General features: G+C 34.2%; 18 protein-coding genes. 8 read left to right on the top strand and 10 right to left on the bottom strand.

Features of this window, described 5'->3' with window-relative positions:
* Positions 1-14: 14 nt before the first annotated feature.
* Together JFU54_RS07665 and JFU54_RS07660 are read right to left on the bottom strand one after the other, a co-directional pair.
* Positions 15-629, bottom strand: a complete 615-nt coding sequence (locus JFU54_RS07665) for a DedA family protein (protein ID WP_201064116.1) — start codon at positions 627-629, stop codon at positions 15-17.
* Positions 629-1,207, bottom strand: coding sequence for a class I SAM-dependent methyltransferase (locus tag JFU54_RS07660; RefSeq protein WP_002129619.1), 579 nt, complete (start codon positions 1,205-1,207; stop codon positions 629-631). The genes JFU54_RS07665 and JFU54_RS07660 overlap by 1 nt, the downstream gene beginning before the upstream one ends.
* Before the next feature lie 199 nt (positions 1,208-1,406).
* On the opposite strand from JFU54_RS07660, the gene JFU54_RS07655 reads away from it, so the two are divergent.
* Complete coding sequence (locus tag JFU54_RS07655; RefSeq protein ID WP_201064114.1) at positions 1,407-1,973, top strand: epimerase; 567 nt, start codon at positions 1,407-1,409, stop codon at positions 1,971-1,973.
* 65 nt (positions 1,974-2,038) lie between these two features.
* Here the strand turns inward: JFU54_RS07655 and JFU54_RS07650 are convergent, their stop codons facing one another.
* Together JFU54_RS07650 and JFU54_RS07645 are read right to left on the bottom strand one after the other, a co-directional pair.
* Complete coding sequence (locus tag JFU54_RS07650; RefSeq protein ID WP_201064112.1) at positions 2,039-3,988, bottom strand: ABC transporter permease; 1,950 nt, start codon at positions 3,986-3,988, stop codon at positions 2,039-2,041.
* Entirely contained in the window at positions 3,975-4,745 is a 771-nt protein-coding gene (locus JFU54_RS07645) for an ABC transporter ATP-binding protein (protein WP_000859659.1), read from the bottom strand. The genes JFU54_RS07650 and JFU54_RS07645 overlap by 14 nt, the downstream gene beginning before the upstream one ends.
* Positions 4,746-5,049: 304 nt before the next feature.
* On the opposite strand from JFU54_RS07645, the gene JFU54_RS07640 reads away from it, so the two are divergent.
* Positions 5,050-5,922 carry an AraC family transcriptional regulator gene (locus tag JFU54_RS07640; RefSeq protein ID WP_201064110.1) on the top strand — a complete coding sequence of 291 codons (873 nt, stop codon included), beginning with the start codon at positions 5,050-5,052 and terminating at the stop codon, positions 5,920-5,922.
* Between the two features lie 113 nt (positions 5,923-6,035).
* Here the strand turns inward: JFU54_RS07640 and JFU54_RS07635 are convergent, their stop codons facing one another.
* From JFU54_RS07635 to JFU54_RS07615, 5 genes are all read right to left on the bottom strand, one after another.
* Positions 6,036-7,610, bottom strand: a complete 1,575-nt coding sequence (locus tag JFU54_RS07635) for a permease (protein WP_201064108.1) — start codon at positions 7,608-7,610, stop codon at positions 6,036-6,038.
* Positions 7,600-8,316: an ABC transporter ATP-binding protein gene (locus tag JFU54_RS07630; RefSeq protein ID WP_201064106.1), complete on the bottom strand. Its 717-nt coding sequence runs from the start codon at positions 8,314-8,316 to the stop codon at positions 7,600-7,602. Before JFU54_RS07630 ends, JFU54_RS07635 begins: the two co-directional genes overlap by 11 nt.
* 164 nt (positions 8,317-8,480) lie before the next feature.
* A complete protein-coding gene (locus tag JFU54_RS07625; protein ID WP_201064104.1) occupies positions 8,481-9,119 on the bottom strand; it encodes an SdpI family protein in 639 nt (212 codons plus the stop codon).
* A gap of 24 nt (positions 9,120-9,143) precedes the next feature.
* Positions 9,144-9,782: an SdpI family protein gene (locus tag JFU54_RS07620; RefSeq protein WP_201064102.1), complete on the bottom strand. Its 639-nt coding sequence runs from the start codon at positions 9,780-9,782 to the stop codon at positions 9,144-9,146.
* The gene (locus tag JFU54_RS07615; protein WP_002089211.1) at positions 9,779-10,051 is read right to left on the bottom strand and encodes an autorepressor SdpR family transcription factor; all 273 of its coding nucleotides are present in this window, start codon (positions 10,049-10,051) and stop codon (positions 9,779-9,781) included. The genes JFU54_RS07620 and JFU54_RS07615 overlap by 4 nt, the downstream gene beginning before the upstream one ends.
* A gap of 209 nt (positions 10,052-10,260) precedes the next feature.
* Between JFU54_RS07615 and JFU54_RS07610 the strand changes: the two genes are divergently transcribed.
* From JFU54_RS07610 to JFU54_RS07585, 6 genes are all read left to right on the top strand, one after another.
* Positions 10,261-10,956 (top strand): response regulator transcription factor, encoded by a 696-nt coding sequence (locus tag JFU54_RS07610; protein ID WP_000276730.1) that lies wholly within the window; start codon positions 10,261-10,263, stop codon positions 10,954-10,956.
* 2 nt (positions 10,957-10,958) lie between these two features.
* Complete coding sequence (locus JFU54_RS07605; RefSeq protein WP_002167488.1) at positions 10,959-11,981, top strand: sensor histidine kinase; 1,023 nt, start codon at positions 10,959-10,961, stop codon at positions 11,979-11,981.
* A 94-nt stretch (positions 11,982-12,075) separates the two neighbouring features.
* Entirely contained in the window at positions 12,076-14,046 is a 1,971-nt protein-coding gene (locus JFU54_RS07600; protein WP_078184706.1) for an FtsX-like permease family protein, read from the top strand.
* A gap of 79 nt (positions 14,047-14,125) precedes the next feature.
* Positions 14,126-16,084: an FtsX-like permease family protein gene (locus JFU54_RS07595; RefSeq protein WP_063218170.1), complete on the top strand. Its 1,959-nt coding sequence runs from the start codon at positions 14,126-14,128 to the stop codon at positions 16,082-16,084.
* A gap of 19 nt (positions 16,085-16,103) precedes the next feature.
* Positions 16,104-16,856, top strand: a complete 753-nt coding sequence (locus JFU54_RS07590; RefSeq protein WP_002164884.1) for an ABC transporter ATP-binding protein — start codon at positions 16,104-16,106, stop codon at positions 16,854-16,856.
* Positions 16,853-18,832 (top strand): FtsX-like permease family protein, encoded by a 1,980-nt coding sequence (locus tag JFU54_RS07585; RefSeq protein WP_002143552.1) that lies wholly within the window; start codon positions 16,853-16,855, stop codon positions 18,830-18,832. Before JFU54_RS07590 ends, JFU54_RS07585 begins: the two co-directional genes overlap by 4 nt.
* A gap of 53 nt (positions 18,833-18,885) precedes the next feature.
* Here JFU54_RS07585 and JFU54_RS07580 read toward each other — a convergent pair whose 3' ends face one another.
* Positions 18,886-19,074 carry a YjcZ family sporulation protein gene (locus tag JFU54_RS07580; protein WP_002199009.1) on the bottom strand — a complete coding sequence of 63 codons (189 nt, stop codon included), beginning with the start codon at positions 19,072-19,074 and terminating at the stop codon, positions 18,886-18,888.
* Between the last annotated feature and the right edge of the window lie 149 nt (positions 19,075-19,223).

Below are 19,223 nucleotides of genomic sequence, written 5' to 3'. Positions count from 1 at the left end.
CATCATTTACCAAACTATGAATGTTGCTTTATTTCACTCACTACCGCATTCTTCTTATGCATATACACATAAGAAATACTAGAAACTATGATAACGATGCCACCAAAATATATACCATACTCGGTCACAAGGGTTACTATCATTTCTATATGCTTTCCAAATATAGAGCCTAGCACAAAGTAAACTAACGTCCAAACAAATCCTGTTACATATGAATAAATCGCATACGTCTTAAATGACATGTTATTCATTCCAACTAAATACGGCACAATATGTCTTACAACAGGTATGAAATAACTTGTAACTAACGCATAATGACCGTATTTTTCAACCATCTGTTGCGATTTTAAAAGATATTTTGCTTTTTTCTTTTTCATTAGCTTATCAAGTACTTTCGTACCAAATACTTTTCCTATTATATAACCTAAAGAAAGCCCTGATACAACGCCTAAATATGTTAAGACAAAAGCGGGAATTACATTTAATATGCCTAATGATGATACGAAACCACCACTCATTACAATCATTTCATCTGGAATCGGCATACCGATAATACCAAGCCATAAACAAAAAAATAGTGCCCAATAACCATACTGCTCAATGTATGACATTAATTCATGTAGCTCCATTATGCATATGCTCCCCTTAGCTCTTTTTTACAGCTAAAGACGTAAGCTGGTGGGAAATTGAACCACACTTTTTCTAGTGTAATTTCAGGGAAGAAATGCTGTATAAATCCTTTTTTCACAAGTGAATATTGGAATGTAATAAATTCTCCATTCTCATGTATCGTTTCCATTACACTGTTTAAAATGCGCTTTGAAACCTCTTCTGGTAAAGAAGTGAAAGGCAATCCCGATAAGACGTAATCAATACATTCTATATTCAATTGTTCCATATACTTCTTTATATTTTCCGCTGAGCCGTGTATAACAATCACGTTCTGCTCATCTTTAAATTTTCTCTTTAACTCTTTGAAAAATACTTCATTAATTTCAATAAGAAGAAATATTGTCTCCTTCTTCTTTCTCTTTATAATTTCTTTCGTAAAGGCTCCTGTACCAGGCCCTAGCTCTACAATGCATTTCGCTCTATTAAAATCAATTACATCTACCATTTTCTTTGCTAATATCTTTGAACTTGGCGCAATCGCACCAGTATGTTTCGGATGTTTAATAAATTCATTTAAGAATGTTATGAGCTGCATGTAACTTCTCTCCATTCGTTCAATAGTTTTCAACTTGTGTTTAAGTATAACTATCGTTTCTTAACAAAAATTGAGGAGATTTCTTAAGATTTTATGAAGATGAAGGAAATCTCCTTATTTACTATAAGCAGATATGAAAATTGAATTACAAGGATAAACGACTCGAACATATACGAATAAGGCATCTTGTTTATTTACCATGAATGATCATGATCCTACTCCGATTTTGTATAGCGAAGTTACTATTTTTATGTTAGAATCCTCTAAGATATTTGAAATTAGTATAGAAATCATTTTTGGAGGCTTTATGAATAATCAAAACGATAATAAATCAAATGCATTATTTGCAGCTATACAAATAGTGCTACCACTTTTATTACCTATTCTTGTCCCTACATTTTTAATAGTGGGAATGAAAAAGTGGATGCCCGATGAAGTTAAGTATCCAAGCATAATATCATTGTTCGCATTATGTATGGGATTTTTCATAGTAGGAATTCTTTTCTCTATTGTTTTACGTTTATGTAACTTATCTGAGGAAAAATTAAAGGAATTAGGATTTTTAGGATGTACACTTTCGGCTGTTAGCACATTTCTAAGTTTTTATGTAGGTTACTTTTGGTTGGCAGACCTTAACTTCACATCAGTTGAATTATCACCTCATGCCGTATTAATTTTCGCTATTTTATGTACCTTGCTATTGGAAGGTATTTTTAAAGTAATGGACATGTTTGATAGTTCGGACGAAAATAAAGCTCACGTATAGACAAAAAAGCATTCGACTAACATGTTAGTCGGATGCTTTTTTACTAAGATAAAACAACTCTTTCATTACTTCGCGCTCACAATCTTATAATAAGAGCGAACTGTTAAGAAGTAATATCCGATATAAATAACGCTGTATACTCCGATACTAATTAGAAGCGGAATCATAATTTCAAATGGTAGTATGTTCCCTAAACCTTTTAATGCAAACAAACTGTGTAGAATTCCGATTACTAACGGAATTGCAAAGATAAAGCTCACTTGTTTTGCAATAGCTTTTTTCATTTCTTGTTTCGTTACACCGACTTTATGAAGGACAACGTAACGCTCACGATCTGCACTTGCTTCTGTTAGCTGTTTGAAGTAAATAATAGAACCTGTTGCTAGTAAGAATACAAGTCCTAAGAACATTCCGATGAACATCATTAGTCCAGTTGCTTCAAGTCCCATATGGAAACCAGTATAGAAGTCTCTAAATGGTGGTGCCATTTCTGATTCACTAGCTGGCATCACTTTTGTTAATTTTTCTGTTAATACTTTACTGTTTCTTTCATCTTTTACATCAATATTTTTTACAACACGTGTTCCAAATGCTTGCTTCGCCTGTTCATACATTTCATCTGGAACGACAACAACTAATTCACCTAAGTTCGTAATTGCATTATTATTTGCACCTTGGATCGTCAATGTCTTCGTTTCATTTCCAATTTGGAATACCGCTTTATTTCCTTTATATTCAGGGCTAAACTCATACCCTTCAATATAAGAACTATCATATATAAATGCTTCACCAGCAGCTACATTCACTGTTTGCGCATCGATTTTTTTCGCAAGTTTGTTGAATTCAGATTGAGATATAAATTGATATTTCTCTGAGATACTGTAGTTCATATTAAAGATGAAATCGACTTTAGCTCCTTCAAACTTTCCTTTTACAGGAACCATCTCAGCTTCAAATTGATCTTTTACAGGATGATTCTCTTTTTCCTCAGCAAAAATCGCATTTACTTTCTTATCTAGTTCTGCATCTTTCTTCTCATAAGAGTAGCTGTATGGTGCAACTGCTTTTGATTGTGTAAATGTATTGTAATACATCGTAACTGACGTACCAACCGCTGTTAATGTTACCGCACTTAAAATAGAAATTGTCGCAAGTGACTTTGCATTCCCTTTAATACGATATAGTAGCTGTGACGTCGTTACCATATTCATACCGTTATAAAACGATGATTTATTATTTCTTGCACGTTTCAATACGAATACAGTAAAGAACATAAATAGTAAGTACGTACCTAATACTGTCGCAAGTAAAATATAAAGTGCAACTGCCATAAAGTTTGCATACATAATTGCCTTCATAAACATTAACGCTAAGAAATAACCTGAACCGATTAAGAAAACTGAAATTAATGCCATAATGACAGATCCTTTTGGCATTGCTTCTCCTTCACGTTCTGCGCGGAAAAGTTCAATTAACTTAAAGCGATAAATTAAACGATACCCTTGGAGTGATGTATATAAAATAATCACAAAGAAAATAATTGCTGTATCAATAATGGCAGCCATCGGTACTTCAAAATGAACGTTTAAGTTTAATCCCATCATACTTACTAATAACTCAAGGAATAATTTTGAAAGGACACTACCAATCGCAATCCCGATTACTAATGACATTAATCCCATTAACATATTTTCATAAAAGAGCATTTTACCAATTTGTCTTTTACGAATACCTAATAAAGAATATAAGCCAACTTCTTTTTTACGTTTACGTGTAAAGAATCCGTTCGAATATATAATGAACACTGCTACGAAAATGATAAGCATCACACTGGAAACTTGAAACGCACCGCTAATCTTTTTAGAGGCTTCCGCTGCTTTTTCCATTTGTGAATTATATTGCAGTGCTTTAAATGTAAAGTAAATGACGATACTAAAAATCATAGATGCAAAATATACAAAGTAGTCTTTAAAGTTCCGCTGTATGTTGCGGAGGGCAATGCTAGATAAGGTCATCAGCCATACCTCCAGAAATAGAAGACATTACGTCAACGACTTTTTGGAAGAACTGTTTACGTGTTGATTCACCACGGTGTAATTCTTTATATAACTCACCATCTTTAATGAAAATAACGCGTTTACAATAACTCGCCGCAAATGCATCATGCGTTACCATCAAAATTGTAGAATTATCATATTCATTTAACGACTTCATACTTTCTAATAAATCTGTCGCTGATTTAGAATCAAGTGCTCCAGTCGGTTCGTCCCCAAATATCATACTAGGACTTGTAACGATCGCGCGCGATGCTGCGCAGCGCTGCTTCTGTCCACCAGATACTTGATATGGGAACTGACTTAAAATATGATCAATACCGAATTTCTTTGAGATTTCCAGAACGCGGCGATCAATCTCACTCGCTTTTACCTTTGATAACGCAAGAGGTAGCGCAATATTCTCTTTTACCGTTAACGTATCTAATAAGTTATAATCTTGGAAAATGAATCCTAAATGATCGCGACGGAATAACGCTAGCTTATCATCATTCATCTTCACAATATCTTTTCCATCAATTAAAATTTCACCGTTCGTCGCATTATCAATTGTAGAAAGAACGTTTAGTAAAGTCGTCTTACCCGAACCAGAAGGTCCCATAATTCCAACGAACTCACCTTCTTTTACTTGTAAGTTAATACCCTTTAACGCTGCAAATTTATTCCCACCTGTGTCATATACTTTTTCAATATTTTTTGCTTCTAACACTGTTTTCATCTCGACATCCCTCATTTCTTCTATTCTCTATTTTCAACTATATACACTCTCTACTCTTGCCACTATCGATGTTTCTTACACAAACATGACAGTTATGTAAGGCACATAAGTAAAGACATCAGAATTTAACCTAATGTACTAAAGTACTTTGTTACTATAACATTGGGATATCATGCCATCCATTCATTCTCCTTACAGGAACATTACAATTTTGTAAGGTTAAAAATGCCCCACAAAGTTGTGCATGAAATGTCGGATGGAGCTATTTCGTTCTTGATATTCTATATACAAAGGAGGTCATATAGTGGATTCACTTAAAAATATGAATGCGGCAATGCAGTATATTGAAGACAACCTTACACACGAAATTGATTTTAAAGAAGTCGCAAAAATAGCTTTCTGCTCCGAATATCATTTCAAAAGAATGTTTTCTTTTTTAGCTGGCATATCACTATCAGAATATATTCGCTGTAGACGTCTTACCCTTGCTGCCTTTGAACTAAAAGATAGCAATGCAAAAGTCATTGATGTCGCTATAAAATATGGATACAACTCACCAGATTCATTTACACGTGCATTTCAAAATTTGCACGGAATAACGCCTTCAGAAGCTCGAAGTACAATTCGTTCTTTGAAGGCTTATTCACCAATGACCTTCCAACTATCCATTCAAGGAGGAAATGAAATGAACTATCGAATTGAAGAAAAAGGGCCATTTCAAATCATTGGTATACAAAAACGAGTACCAATCGTTTTTAACGGTGTAAACAAAGAAATTGCTTCTATGTGGAAAAGTTTAACCCCACAGTCCATTCAAACATTAAAGATGCTTTCAAATGTGAACCCAAATGGAATCATTAGTGCCTCTACTAACTTTTCTGAAGGAAGAATGGAAGAAAAAGGCGAACTCGATCACTATATTGGAGTAGCCACAACGAAAGATTGCCCAGAGCAATTTGCGCAACTTGAAGTCGCCGCTTCAACATGGGCTATATTTGAAGCTGTCGGTCCATTTCCTGATGCATTACAAAATGTGTGGGGACGTATTTATTCCGAATGGTTCCCTTCTTCGAACTATGAACTAGCAGAAGGACCGGAAATATTGTGGAATGAACAGAAAGATGTAACTTCTCCAAACTTCAAAAGTGAAATTTGGATACCGGTTTTGAAGAAATAATGTCTAGATCCAAATTTCCCTAAAATAAAAAAGTTACTGCTCCTTTGAAAGGAGCAGTAGCTTTTTTATTTTAACTTCTTCTTTACAAACAAAATACGAATATGACATTAACTTTATTTTATACTTCTTCTCGACTCGTTATTATACAAGAAAATAGTAACAATCGTAAGTACTATAACAACTCCAAAAGTAAACACTCTGTAGTTCGAGATCGTAGCAGTACCGATTAACAAGGCAGGTATAACAGCCATAATTAAGCCACCGAACATACCGACAAACGATCCTATACTTTGTTTTACTACTTGAGTTTCTGATACCCAATCATAATAACCAAATCGATTATTAATAAAAATCCCCCATACTGCCGAAAATAATGAATATGTTATCGGTGTTATTACGATGAAAAGAGAACTCCAAACATCTAGTTTTAACCCTATTATCAGTAATACAGCACTAATAAGTGATGCAGGTATACTTAATGAAAGATTCATAAGAATTTTACTGTCATAAATCATCTTTGGCGCTATAGGCAACGACTTAATAATCCATACATTTTTTCCTTCTAATGACAATGATACACATGTTGTACACGTCATCGAAATCGCTGCTGAAATAGCAAATGGAGCAATCTTTTGCAACAGAGGCTCAATTCCAGGATACGCTATTAATTGACTTGGCCCTACTACAACTATAGCTAGTGCAAAAGCTAGCGCCATCACAACTCCCATTCCGCTATTTAACACATACACTGTAGAAGAAAAGAAACGCTTCAGTTCTTTTTTATACAATGCGGCCAATACACTTTCTTTTCTCATGCTATGAATTTCATAATTTGAAAGCATATGATAAGTGGTAATCTCTGTATTTATTTGCTTATATTTTAACGAAAGGATTTTTACAAAAAGATAATACCAAATAACCGATATCCCAACAAACAGGATGAAAGCTACAATATCAGCATGAACAATTGCTTTTTGAAACATGTTAGCTAATGGATACACTTTAGTTAGTTGCTCTGAAATAATTGTACCTATTCCGTTCATATCATTAAGACTATATTGAGCATTTCCGCTTTTTAGCATAAAGAAACCGAATGTAATAATTACTATAAAACTTAAAGTCGTAGTTATTTTATTCGTATTTTTAAATTTAGAAGCGATTGCCGTAATCGCAGCTCCAAAGACCGCTGCGATTGTTGTTGGAATTAAAGATGCTATAAACATACTGATGAACCACATAAAGTAAAAAGAAACTGATGGCTTCTCATGTATGCCATAAACAACTCCCATTGGTAGCATGATTATGATTGAAAAGATCGTATTCAGCAAATATAAATACAAAAACCTACTTGTAATAACAGTACTTACACGAATCGGTAATGACATTAAAAGGTCGTAGTCCTTAAAAGCAAAAATCTCTCCGTTTGCCTTAAATATAGTGAAAAACAACGTCAATACACTGCTAATAACTAATGCATAAACTGGGATAATTCCACTTATTTCCAAGCTCACCAACCCATATGCTGAGGCACCACAATATAGCATTAACATGACACCCACCAAGGCAATAGACACTGACAACAAAATCTTATTCTGCTTCTTCTTTTTATCTTTTTCGTATTTAAAAGTATTTAAACCAAGCTGTGTTATCAAGCGGATTTTTAAAAGATCTAGACTACTAATATTCATTAGCAAGCTCCTTCATAAAGAGCTCTTCCAATGAACCTTCCTTTATTAAAGAATTCACTTCCCCTGAAAGTGCTAATTTCCCTCTATTAATCATCGCTATTTTATTACATAACTTCTCCGCCACATCTAAAACATGCGTAGAAAAGAAAATCGCACTTCCCTTTTCACAAAGCTCCTTAATAATACCTTTCAACACTACAGCAGCCTTTGGATCAAGACCAACGAAAGGTTCATCTAAAACTAATAATTTCGGTTTATGCAAAACCGCTGATATAATCGCCACTTTTTGTTTCATACCATGTGAATAAGAAGATATTAAATCACCTAGGTACGGTGTAATCTCAAAAGCATCTCCATACTTTTGTATCTCCTTTTCCCGCTCTTTTGCAGACACCTTAAAAACATCCGCAACAAAGTTTAAATATTGAATTCCTGTTAATTGCTCATATAAATCTGGATTATCTGGAATATACGCCATTACTCTTTTACATGCAATCGGATCCTTTTTTACTGAATGTCCATCAACAAAAATTTCACCCTCTTCAAAATCTATAACTCCTACTAACGACTTAATCGTGGTGCTTTTCCCCGCACCGTTATGCCCAATAAATCCAAAGATATCTCCTGCTTGAACAGTAATATTTAACTGATCTACTGCTTTTTTGCCACCTTTGTATGTCTTGCTAAAATTTATAATTTCTAACATGTGATTTCCCCCAAACTATCCCTTGGATTAAAAACGAAATATTCAGACTGAAAAGCCTTTAATTTTACTCAGTAAGTTTTTTATCCTCACTGAGTATTAGAACCTGTTAACACATAAAAACTATAAATATTAAATTTGATTAGTGTAGTTCAATCGCTTATTGCTCACAATTGCATTTCTTTTTTATAAATAACATATGACTTTATCGTTGATATGAAGATGCATACTAATATTATTCCAATTGCCATAAAAATATTGAATGGATCTGGAAGTACCGCCCCAGCATATATACAAAGTGCACCTATTACAAATACCTTCGAAGCAAATCTGTGTGTTTTTCTCCAAACTACAGGATTTTCTAATGTCCAGTCCATCCGGATTCCTACTAAGCCATTTGGCTTCGTTTGTTGCATATAATTGCCGAGTACTAAAAACAATGTTCCAAGTCCGAAATTAAATGCAATGGAGCCCGATGCAATATAATTAGACACTGCTAATAGCGCAAATATATTACAGCCGAACCCTATCAAAAGAATGGCATAATGGATTGCAGAAAGGACTTTAGCATGCTGTTTATACTTATCTTTCGTTACATCAATATACCCCATAGCTAGCCATATCAAATACAGCAACACCATACTACCTATTGAAACTGAACTCGCTTCTACTTTAGAAAAATATCCATCTACCATTCCTGCAGCATTATAATGACGTGGAATTTGTTTCGGTAAATAAGGCCATACAATGTACCAGCCAATTGCAATTGCAATAATTAAACTCCATGGTAATACGTGTCTTTTCATCCTCTCTCCCCCATAAATTTTATATTAAGCCCCTATCTCTTTCTTATAAACAACATAGGAATAAACCATCGTACCAACAACCAGTACAACGACAACGCTTAACAAACAAATCATCTTCCACATTCCCGGAAGAAACGAGGAAAATATGATTACAATACCACCAATCATCATAATCTTTGATCCTATCCTATGCGTTTTTCTCCATACATTTTCACTACTTAAAGTCCATGGTGTCTTAATACCTATGAAAAAATTTGGTTTACATTGCTGCATATAATTGCCGAGTACAACGAAAAGGATACCGACCATTATGTTCACAACAATTCCAATTGGAACGTTATATCCTAAACCATTTGCTAGTGTCATCATATTAATAGTAAATAAGAAAAATAAAATTGCTCCATTTATCCTTCCAAGTGCTTTAGGAAATTTTTTATAGTTATCGTACTTCGGATCGATCTTAGGTAATACAGTCACTAATACATATATAAAAACCATAATTGCTACATCAAAAATCATCATTCCCATTTTTGACATATATCCATCTACTTCACCAGCAATGTTCCAATGACTCGGAACTTCTTCTGGCAAATGTGGCCAAGCAAACGCCCATGCGATACAAGTTATAAGAATTAATATAATTGCGATAAGATGCTTCCTCATTTCCCCTCTTCCCCCTTATTCGTAAACGTAAACACCCAAGTCAATAAATCCTGAAATACAGTTGTGTTCAAAGAATACATAACGAATTGCCCTCTTTTTTCATCTTGGATAAGTTCAGCATTTTTAAGCGCATTTAGGTGATGAGAAATACTTGGCTTTGTCATATTGAACTGTTCAGCAATTTCGCCAGCAGTTAAATCGCCTTCTTTTAATAAATCTAAAATTTTTCGCCTTGTTGGGTCTGCTAATGCTTTGAATGCTTGGTTCAATGTCTTTCTTCCTTTCGATAATTAGACATTTAGATATTTATCTAAATGTTAAAATGATTTCAGTTAATTGTCAATTATATATACGGCCCTTTTTACTTTTTCCACTTTTGACCTATACTGTTTACTAGCTTATATTTCAACATAATGAAAAGACGTGAAACACATGGTACACTATAGCTACAATTGTTTTTTTGAGGAGGAATATACATATGTATAAAATTTTAATCGTTGAAGACGATCCAAATATTTCATCATTACTGCAATCTCACATTCAAAAATACGGCTATGATGCTGTTGTTGCAGAGAACTTCGATGATATTATGGAATCGTTTAACGCCGTGAAACCACATCTTGTTTTACTTGATGTAAACTTACCGAAATTCGATGGTTTCTACTGGTGCCGTCAAATTCGTCATGAATCTACTTGTCCAATTATTTTCATTTCAGCTCGTGCTGGTGAAATGGAACAAATTATGGCGATTGAAAGCGGTGCGGATGATTATATTACGAAGCCGTTCCACTACGACGTTGTAATGGCGAAAATCAAAGGTCAATTACGCCGTATTTACGGTGATTATGCACCAAATATTTCTGAACGTATCGTTGAGGTTGAAGGACTAAAACTATTCCCTGAGCGTCCAGAAATTCATTTTGGAGCTGAGCAAGTTCTTTTAACGAAGAAAGAAGCTATTTTAGCAGAAATGCTATTATCTAAATTCCCGCGTACAGCGAGTCGTGAAGATTTACTAGCCGCTCTTTGGGACGACGAAAGCTTCGTTGAGGAAAATACATTAAACGTAAACATCACGCGTCTTCGTAAAAAGTTCAATGAGCTTGGTATTGAAAATGCTATTGAAACAGTACGTGGACTTGGGTATCGTTTTAACGCAACTTGGAGTGAATAAACATGAAGCTATTTTTACGTGATCATTTTGCATTTTTCCTACTATATGTATTAAACTTCGGAATCATTTTCGTTCTTTATGATGCAGTAGACGGATTTCAAAATAATAAGTTTTACTTCATCGTTTTAAGCTTATACTTATTCATCTGTTTCCTCGCTTATCGTTACGTTCGTAACCGTAGAATGTACCACAGATTAAGTGAACCACCAGAGAAAATGGAAGATGCGTTTATTGAAAGAGCGACTGCTCCTATGCCCCACAGTGTAAACGAGCTCGTTCGTACGCAATATCGTCTATTCCAAAAAGACCTACAAACATTCGAAGTAAAGCAGCAAGAACACCAGTTATTTATTAATCATTGGGTGCATCAAATGAAAACGCCTGTTTCTGTTATGCAGCTTATGGTGCTTGAAATGGAAGATGAACATTTAATCCCGAAATTCAAAAAAGAATTAGAACGATTAAATCAAGGACTCGATATGGCTTTATATATGGCAAGGCTAAATAACTTCCATGAAGACTTCCATGTTGAGACGATTTCATTAAAAGATGCTGTGACAAAAAATATTAACGGGTTGAAAGAATTATTCATTCGAAACGGAGTCTTCCCCGTTTTAGAAGTTCATTCAGATTTAAAGGTTGCTTCTGATGCGAAATGGCTAAAGTTCATCATTTATCAGTTAATGACAAATGCAGTTCGCTACTCTGGTGAGCGCGGAAAGAAAGTTTTCTTATCAGCTTATCGCAATGGTAAAGATATTATTTTGGAAGTTCGTGACGAAGGCGTTGGTATTCCGCAAGAAGATATTCGAAGAGTATTTGAACCTTTTTACACTGGAAAAAACGGTCGTGCATTCGGAGAATCTACTGGTATGGGGCTTTATATTGTAAGTAAAATTTGTGATTATTTAGGTCACTCTGTGAAACTAGACTCTGAAGTTGGTAAAGGAACGACGATTAAAATCATCTTCCACAACGCTGCAAACAATCAAGCAGAAAACACGGAGAAGGTGACCGAAGCATGACCATAACATATGCTAGCAAAATGTATGAGAACTTACTCTCATACATTTTTTGCAATAAGACTACATATCGGCCTGCTAACGGGAGGCATATATTATGACATTTTGGCAGTTTGCATTTAAAAATGTAACGCGCAACTCAAGAGCTTATTTTGCCTATTTTTTAAGCAGTTCCTTTTCCATTGCTGTGTTCTTTTCATTCGCTGTTTATTTGTTTCATCCAAAATTACAAAATTCCACTATGATCTCTGAAATTTCAGGATTAATGATTTTTTCAGAAGTTGTTATTGTTTTGTTCTCGTTCTTTTTTTTACTCTATTCAATCGGATCGTTTTTAAAGGTTCGTAAAAAGCAATTTGGGATTTTAACTGTTTTAGGTATATCAAAAAAGCAATTACATCGACTCGTTTTCACTGAAAATATGCTAATTGGTATTTTATCTATCTTTTTCGGTATGCAGTTTGGATTTGTATTTTCACAATTTTTCTTATTAGTGACAGCGAAAATTACACACCTACCAGGGATATATTTATATATACCTACGAATGCTTTCATTTTAACAACGATTGTGTTTCTTGGTCTCTTTATCGCTGTATCTGCATTCACACCAATGCTTATTCGAACAAAAAAAGCAGTGCACCTTTTAAAAACAAACAATGTAAAACAAAAAGAAAGAAAACCATCCATATCCATTTCTCTATTTGGTGCTATCTGTTTATTAGGTGGTTATATTTTAGCTGTAAACCCTAAATATTTTTTCTCAATAAACCCGCAAGTAGGCGTTATATATATGGTTTCAAGTATTTTTGTGATTCCAGCACTTGTTACAATTGGGACATATTTTTTCTTTTCTCAAATTAGTTTCTTACTTATTTATATTTTAAAGAAAAGAAGAAATTTTTATATGAAACGTATTAATATGCTTTGGATTTCGGATTTAGCAAGTCGTATTCGCACGAATATCAATATGCTTTTTATTGTAGCGATGCTATCTACAATAGCCTTCACAATGATTACATTTCTATATGGATTTGGAAAGTTTACAAAGCTAGATGTTACGAGAAGTTCACCTTTTCCATTTTCTTATTTTTCATATGACGCAAATCCTTTTGCTAACAAGCATTTAACTTGGCTTGAACAGCAGTTACAAAAAGAAAATTTCTCTTATAAAAAGATAGAAGCTGATTTATATGAAACACCACTGAAAGAAGATGAAGGTATAACGGCTTACAATGACGTCTATGCAATGAAACAAAGTGACTATAATAAACTTGCAGCTTCCCTACGAATGAAACAACTATTCATGAGCGATAACGAAGCATATGTCTTAAGCGATAGCGCTTATTTCACCTTATTTAGCCAATTTGAGCCAAGCTTCAATAGAAAATCCATTACACTTTCTAGCACAAATACGATATTACAAGTAAAGGGCTATGAACAAGTAGGGGCCATTCCATCTAACTTTTCATATCAAACTTTAATTTTACCTGATGTTGTTGTAAACAACTTACCAAGTACAACAAAGCATATATCAGCGTACAATTATAACGTACAAAATTGGGAAAAGACGTATAAAATTGCTAATGATTTTATGAAAAAAATACAAAAAGATCGACAGGAATTCCAATACGAAGGCCCCCTTATCCGCCCCTATGAATCAGCAGACTCATTATATAGAATCACATCAGGAAGTGCTGCATACTTCCTAATCGGGACATTCTTAGGTGTCATTTTCTTTATTGGAGCAGGTAGCGTTCTTTACTTCAGAATGTATACAGATTTAACAAACGAACAAGAAAAATATGTAGCAATTTCAAAAATTGGTGTAACAAATGCAGAGATGAAACGATCTGCAACCATTCAACTTAGCATTTTATTTTTCGTTCCATATGTTATGGCATCCATTCATACAATGTTCGCAACAAAAATGCTTCAAGATGTAATTGATTTATCACTATTCAAAGAAATTTCAGCCGTTCTTATTATTTTTGGCATAGTTGAAATCGTCTTTTTCTTATTCATTCGTTCCTTTTACATGCAAAAGTTATCAGAGTATACGAATGGTTAAGTTTTATGAATATATTAGTACAGGAAAAGGGTATCTCTTATATCCTTTTCTTCTTCACTCTATTAGGAGGTTTAGGCGCATGACATTTTGGCAGTTTGCATTTAAAAACGTGACGCGGAACGCCAGAGCTTATTTCGCCTATTTTGTAAGTAGTGCGTTTTCCATTGCAATTTTCTTCTCGTTTGCAGTTTATTTATTTCATCCTAAATTGCATATGACAGGCGTGAATGCTGCTCTGAACATATTAATGACAATCTCAGAAGTTGTCATTGTATTCTTTTCATTTTTCTTTTTACTATATTCAATCGGTACTTTCTTAAAAGTACGAAAAAAACAGTTCGGGATTTTAACAGTACTTGGCATATCTCCAAAGCAATTAAAGAGGCTCGTATTTCTAGAAAACATGCTAATTGGTGGCCTATCCATATTTTTCGGCATTCAATTTGGCCTTGTCTTTTCACAGTTCTTTTTATTAATTACCGCCAAAATTACGCATGTGCCTGGTTTATATTTATATTGGTGGCCTACAGCTGCTATCGTTTTAACTATAGTTATCTTTCTTGGACTCTTCATTCTCGTATCATCTTTTACACCGATGCTAATCCGTACGAGAAAAGCTGTACGTCTTTTAAAAGAAGGAACAAAACAAAAAGAAAGAAAAGCATCTGTACTCATCTCTCTCTTTGGTGCGATATGTTTAATATCTGGATATGTTTTAGCAGCAAACCCACTATATTTTATGTCACTAGGAGATATCGCTGGGCTTTTGTACGCTGCCTCCTGTATATTTGTCATCCCATCACTTGCTGCAGCTGGGACATATTTTTTCTTCTCACAAATTAGCTTCTTACTCATTCGCATATTAAAGACGAGAAGAAAATTTTATATGAAACGTATTAATATGCTTTGGGTTTCTGATTTAGCAACTCGGATTCGGACAAATATTAACATGCTCTTTATCGTGACGATGTTATCGACACTCGCTTTCACAATGATTACATTCTTATATGGGTTTGGGAAATTCACAAAGTTTGATGAAATAAGGAAAAACCCTTTCCCATTTACTTATTTATCACATACTGAAAATACGTTAGCTGATGAACATTTAAATTGGTTAGAACAAAAATTTAACGAAGAGCAGTTTGCTTATAAGAAATTTAAAACGGATATATATGAAGTGTCTTCGGCAGAAGATAACGCGCAGCTCTATTATGCAATTAAACAAAGTGACTATAATGTACTTGCTAAAGCATTAAATTTGGAAACGCTCACCGTAAGTAATAATGAGTCTTATATCCTTATTAAAGACATAGATGATCAATTCATTGGAACAGTTTTTGATCAAGAAAAGAGAAATACTCTGACACTTACTCAAAACTCTTTACATCTACAAGTGAAGGAATATAAAAGTTATAACCCTTTCCCGAATAGCTTAATATCACAACTTCTCGTATTATCTGATGAAAATGTAGAAGCCTTATCAACCGCTTCAAAACAGATGAGTGTATATAGCTTCAAAGTTCCAGATTGGGAAAAGGCACATAATATCGGTTCAGCATTTATAACAAAAATTGATAATGACAATGCAGCTATTCAGGCAGAACATCCACCGTTCCACGCAAGTGAAGCAAGTGACTCTTTATACAACAAGAAACTAAATGTTGCTTCCTTTTTCTTAATCGGAACTTTCCTTGGCGTTATTTTCTTTATTGGTGCTGGCAGTGTTCTTTACTTCCGAATGTATACAGATTTAACAAATGAGCAAGAAAAGTATATAACGATTACAAAAATTGGTTTAACAGAAACTGAGATGAAGCAATCTGCTACAATCCAACTTGCTATTTTATTCTTCGTCCCTTACATTATGGCATCCATCCATACGATGTTTGCGACAAAGATGCTACAAGATGTATTAAATCTCTCGTTCTTCGCTGAAATTACAGTCGTGCTTATGATTTTTGGAACGGTTGAAATTCTCTTTTTCCTTTTAATTCGTTCCTTTTATATGCAAAAGTTATCACAACATATTAAGTTTTAAAAATAGAAAGGTGATTATTATGGAAGAGGTATTACACATAAAAAACGTCTCAAAAGTGTATGAAGGAAAAGTCCCTCATACTGCTTTGAAAAATATAAATTTACACGTAGATAAAGGTGAATTCGTTGCGATTATGGGACCATCCGGAAGTGGGAAATCCACATTTTTAAACGTTATTTCGACTATCGATTCACCTACTTCTGGAGAAGTCGTTATTAACGGAAAACAACCGCATACATTCCGTAGAGAAAAGTTAGCTATTTTCCGCCGCCAAGAGTTAGGTTTTGTTTTCCAGAACTTTAACTTATTAGATACACTAACAATTGGTGAAAATATCGTATTACCTTTAACGCTAGACAATGTTCCTTTAAAAGAAATGGACGAAAAACTCGATAACATTTCAAAAAAGCTTGGAATTGATCATATTTTGGACAAACGTATTTTTGAAGTTTCTGGAGGACAAGCACAGCGTACTGCAGTAGCACGTGCCGTTATTCATAACCCTTCTCTCTTACTAGCTGATGAACCGACAGGAAACTTGGACTCAAAAGCAGCTATCGATGTAATGGAACTATTTACGAAGTTAAATAAAGAAGAAGATGCAACAATTTTAATGGTTACTCACGATCCGTTTGCAGCAAGTTATTGTAACCGCGTTATTTTCATTAAAGATGGTGGGCTTTACAATGAATTACACCGCGGACTATATCGCGAGAAATTTTATCAAGAAATATTAGATGTTTTAGCATTATTAGGAGGAAGGCGTGGATGACGTTTTGGCAATTTGCATTTAAAAATGTCTCGCGTAATTCTAAAGCATATTTTGCTTATTTTGTAAGTAGTGCTTTTTCTATAATGGTTTTCTTTTCATTTACTGTATACGCGTATCATCCACGCTTACAAAATGTACAAAGCTTTCAAGAACGGGATCCTCTAATGAACTTAGCGAGTACAGCACAGCTTGTGATTGTTATGTTCTCGTTCTTCTTTCTCTTATATTCAATTGGAACATTTTTAAATGTACGGAAGCAGCAATTCGGGATACTCACGATTCTCGGTATCTCACAGAAACAATTAAAAAGACTGTTATTTACTGAAAACATGATAATCGGGATATTGTCCATCTTTATCGGTATACAAGGTGGCCTAGTGTTCTCTAATTTTTTCTTATTAGTCACTTCAAAATTAACAAGTGCGAAAGGTCTCTATTTATATTGGCCAACAGAAGCGATTATCGTGACAACCGTAACGTTTATCATTTTATTTTTAATCGTTTCTACATTTACACCTATGTTTATTCGGACTCGTAAAACAGTCCATCTTATTAAAGGGAACAAGAAAGTGACAGCCGAAAAAAGGCCGTCTATACTCATTTCGATATTTGCTTTAACTTGTTTAGGGTTATGTTATTATATTGCTGGTTATCCACAAGGCTACGTAACCGAAAAAAATGTGCAAAACGGATCTGTCTTCTTTATTATATTATCTATTTTGCCACTCGTAGTAGTCGGAACATATTTTTTCTTTTCACAAACATTTCTTCTTTTTATCTATATTTTAAAGAAGCGTAGAAAGTTTTATTTGAAACAAATAAACATGTTATGGATTTCAGACTTAGTTGCTCGTACCCGTAGTAATATTAATGTACTCTTTATCGTTTCTATGCTATCTGCGCTTGCATTTACGATTATTATCGGACTATTTGCTGCGAATAATAATACAAAAGCGTCGATACTAGAGCGATATCCTATTCCCTTCACATACAAATTAGAAGGGGATCATTCCCTTGAACGAAAGCACGTTAATACTATTGAATCCGAACTTTCCAATGCTCATTTTCAATATAAAAAATATAAATTTACGCTTTTAAAAGATAATGCTTCAAAAGAAGAGATTGCAATTATGAAAATGAGTGATTATAACGAAATTGCTAAGCAGTTAAAGAGACCTACAATCACCCTTGATTCAAAAGAAGTTTACATTATTTCTGGCTATTCACCAGAGCTATTAAACCTTGTATCAAATCCATTTGTAAAACAAAATACAATTACGCTTGAATCCAATAAAAAGGAGTTTTATATAAAGGGATTTATTAACAAAGGAATAGCACCACCATTTGCATTAGCAAATTTAGTTATTATGCAAGATTATGCAATCGATACTATGATTCCTCATATTGAAACCATTACAGTTTATAACTACTTCGTGGATAATTGGGAAAATGCAATTATTCCAACGAAAAATATATTAAAAAGTATTAGTAATGACACCGAAAAATATTATGAGGCACATAAAGACGATAAGCATGCATCTCCCGTCCCTTTTAATATTTATACAGCTACTGATGAGTTACTCCATAATAAAGAAAATGCAGTTGCTCAATTCTTTATTTGGGCATTTCTTGGCTTTATCTTCTTTATCGGTGCGGCTAGCGTTTTATACTTCCGTATGTATAACGACTTAACGAATGAAAAACAAAAGTACATTACGATTACAAAACTGGGCTTAACTGAATCAGAAATGTTTCGCTCCGCAACGATTCAATTAGGAATTTTATTTTTCGTTCCTTACATCGTTGCTGGTGTTCACACGTTATTTGCGGTTAAGTTTTTACAAAGCATGTTTTCTTTCTCGTTACTAAAAGAGTTACTGATTGTACTCACCTTTTTCGGGATTATCGAGATTATTTTCTTTTTCTTAATCCGCTCTCTGTACATTAATAAATTATCACAGCATATAAAAATATGAATAAAATAGCCTTGTGCAATATGCACAAGGCTATTTTCAATAGTTTTTAATAATTAGCAGTATCCACCATAGCCGCCGCCATAGCCACCATAACCGCCGTAACCACAACCACCGCCTCCGCCGAAGCAGCTAGCACCGATGATAATTAATAAAATAAACAATACGATTAGAAGCGCAAAACCGCCTCCGCACCCACGTCTGCGGTCGCAATCATCATGTCTGTGTTCACACTTTTCGCTCATTACTCTATTCCTCCTTTAGTATCATTCATAACAAGATCGTCTTGCTCTAAATGAGGGGATTCCATTTATATTATGTTTTCAGGGCAAATAGGAAGCTTGGCACTCCTAAAAACGGGCTTGTTTCATGAAAAGAGCCCCAACACAAAAAG

This window comes from Bacillus sp. TH19 (genome assembly GCF_016651075.1).
Taxonomy (GTDB): domain Bacteria; phylum Bacillota; class Bacilli; order Bacillales; family Bacillaceae_G; genus Bacillus_A; species Bacillus_A mycoides.
This window is presented reverse-complemented; position numbering and strand designations above follow the sequence as displayed.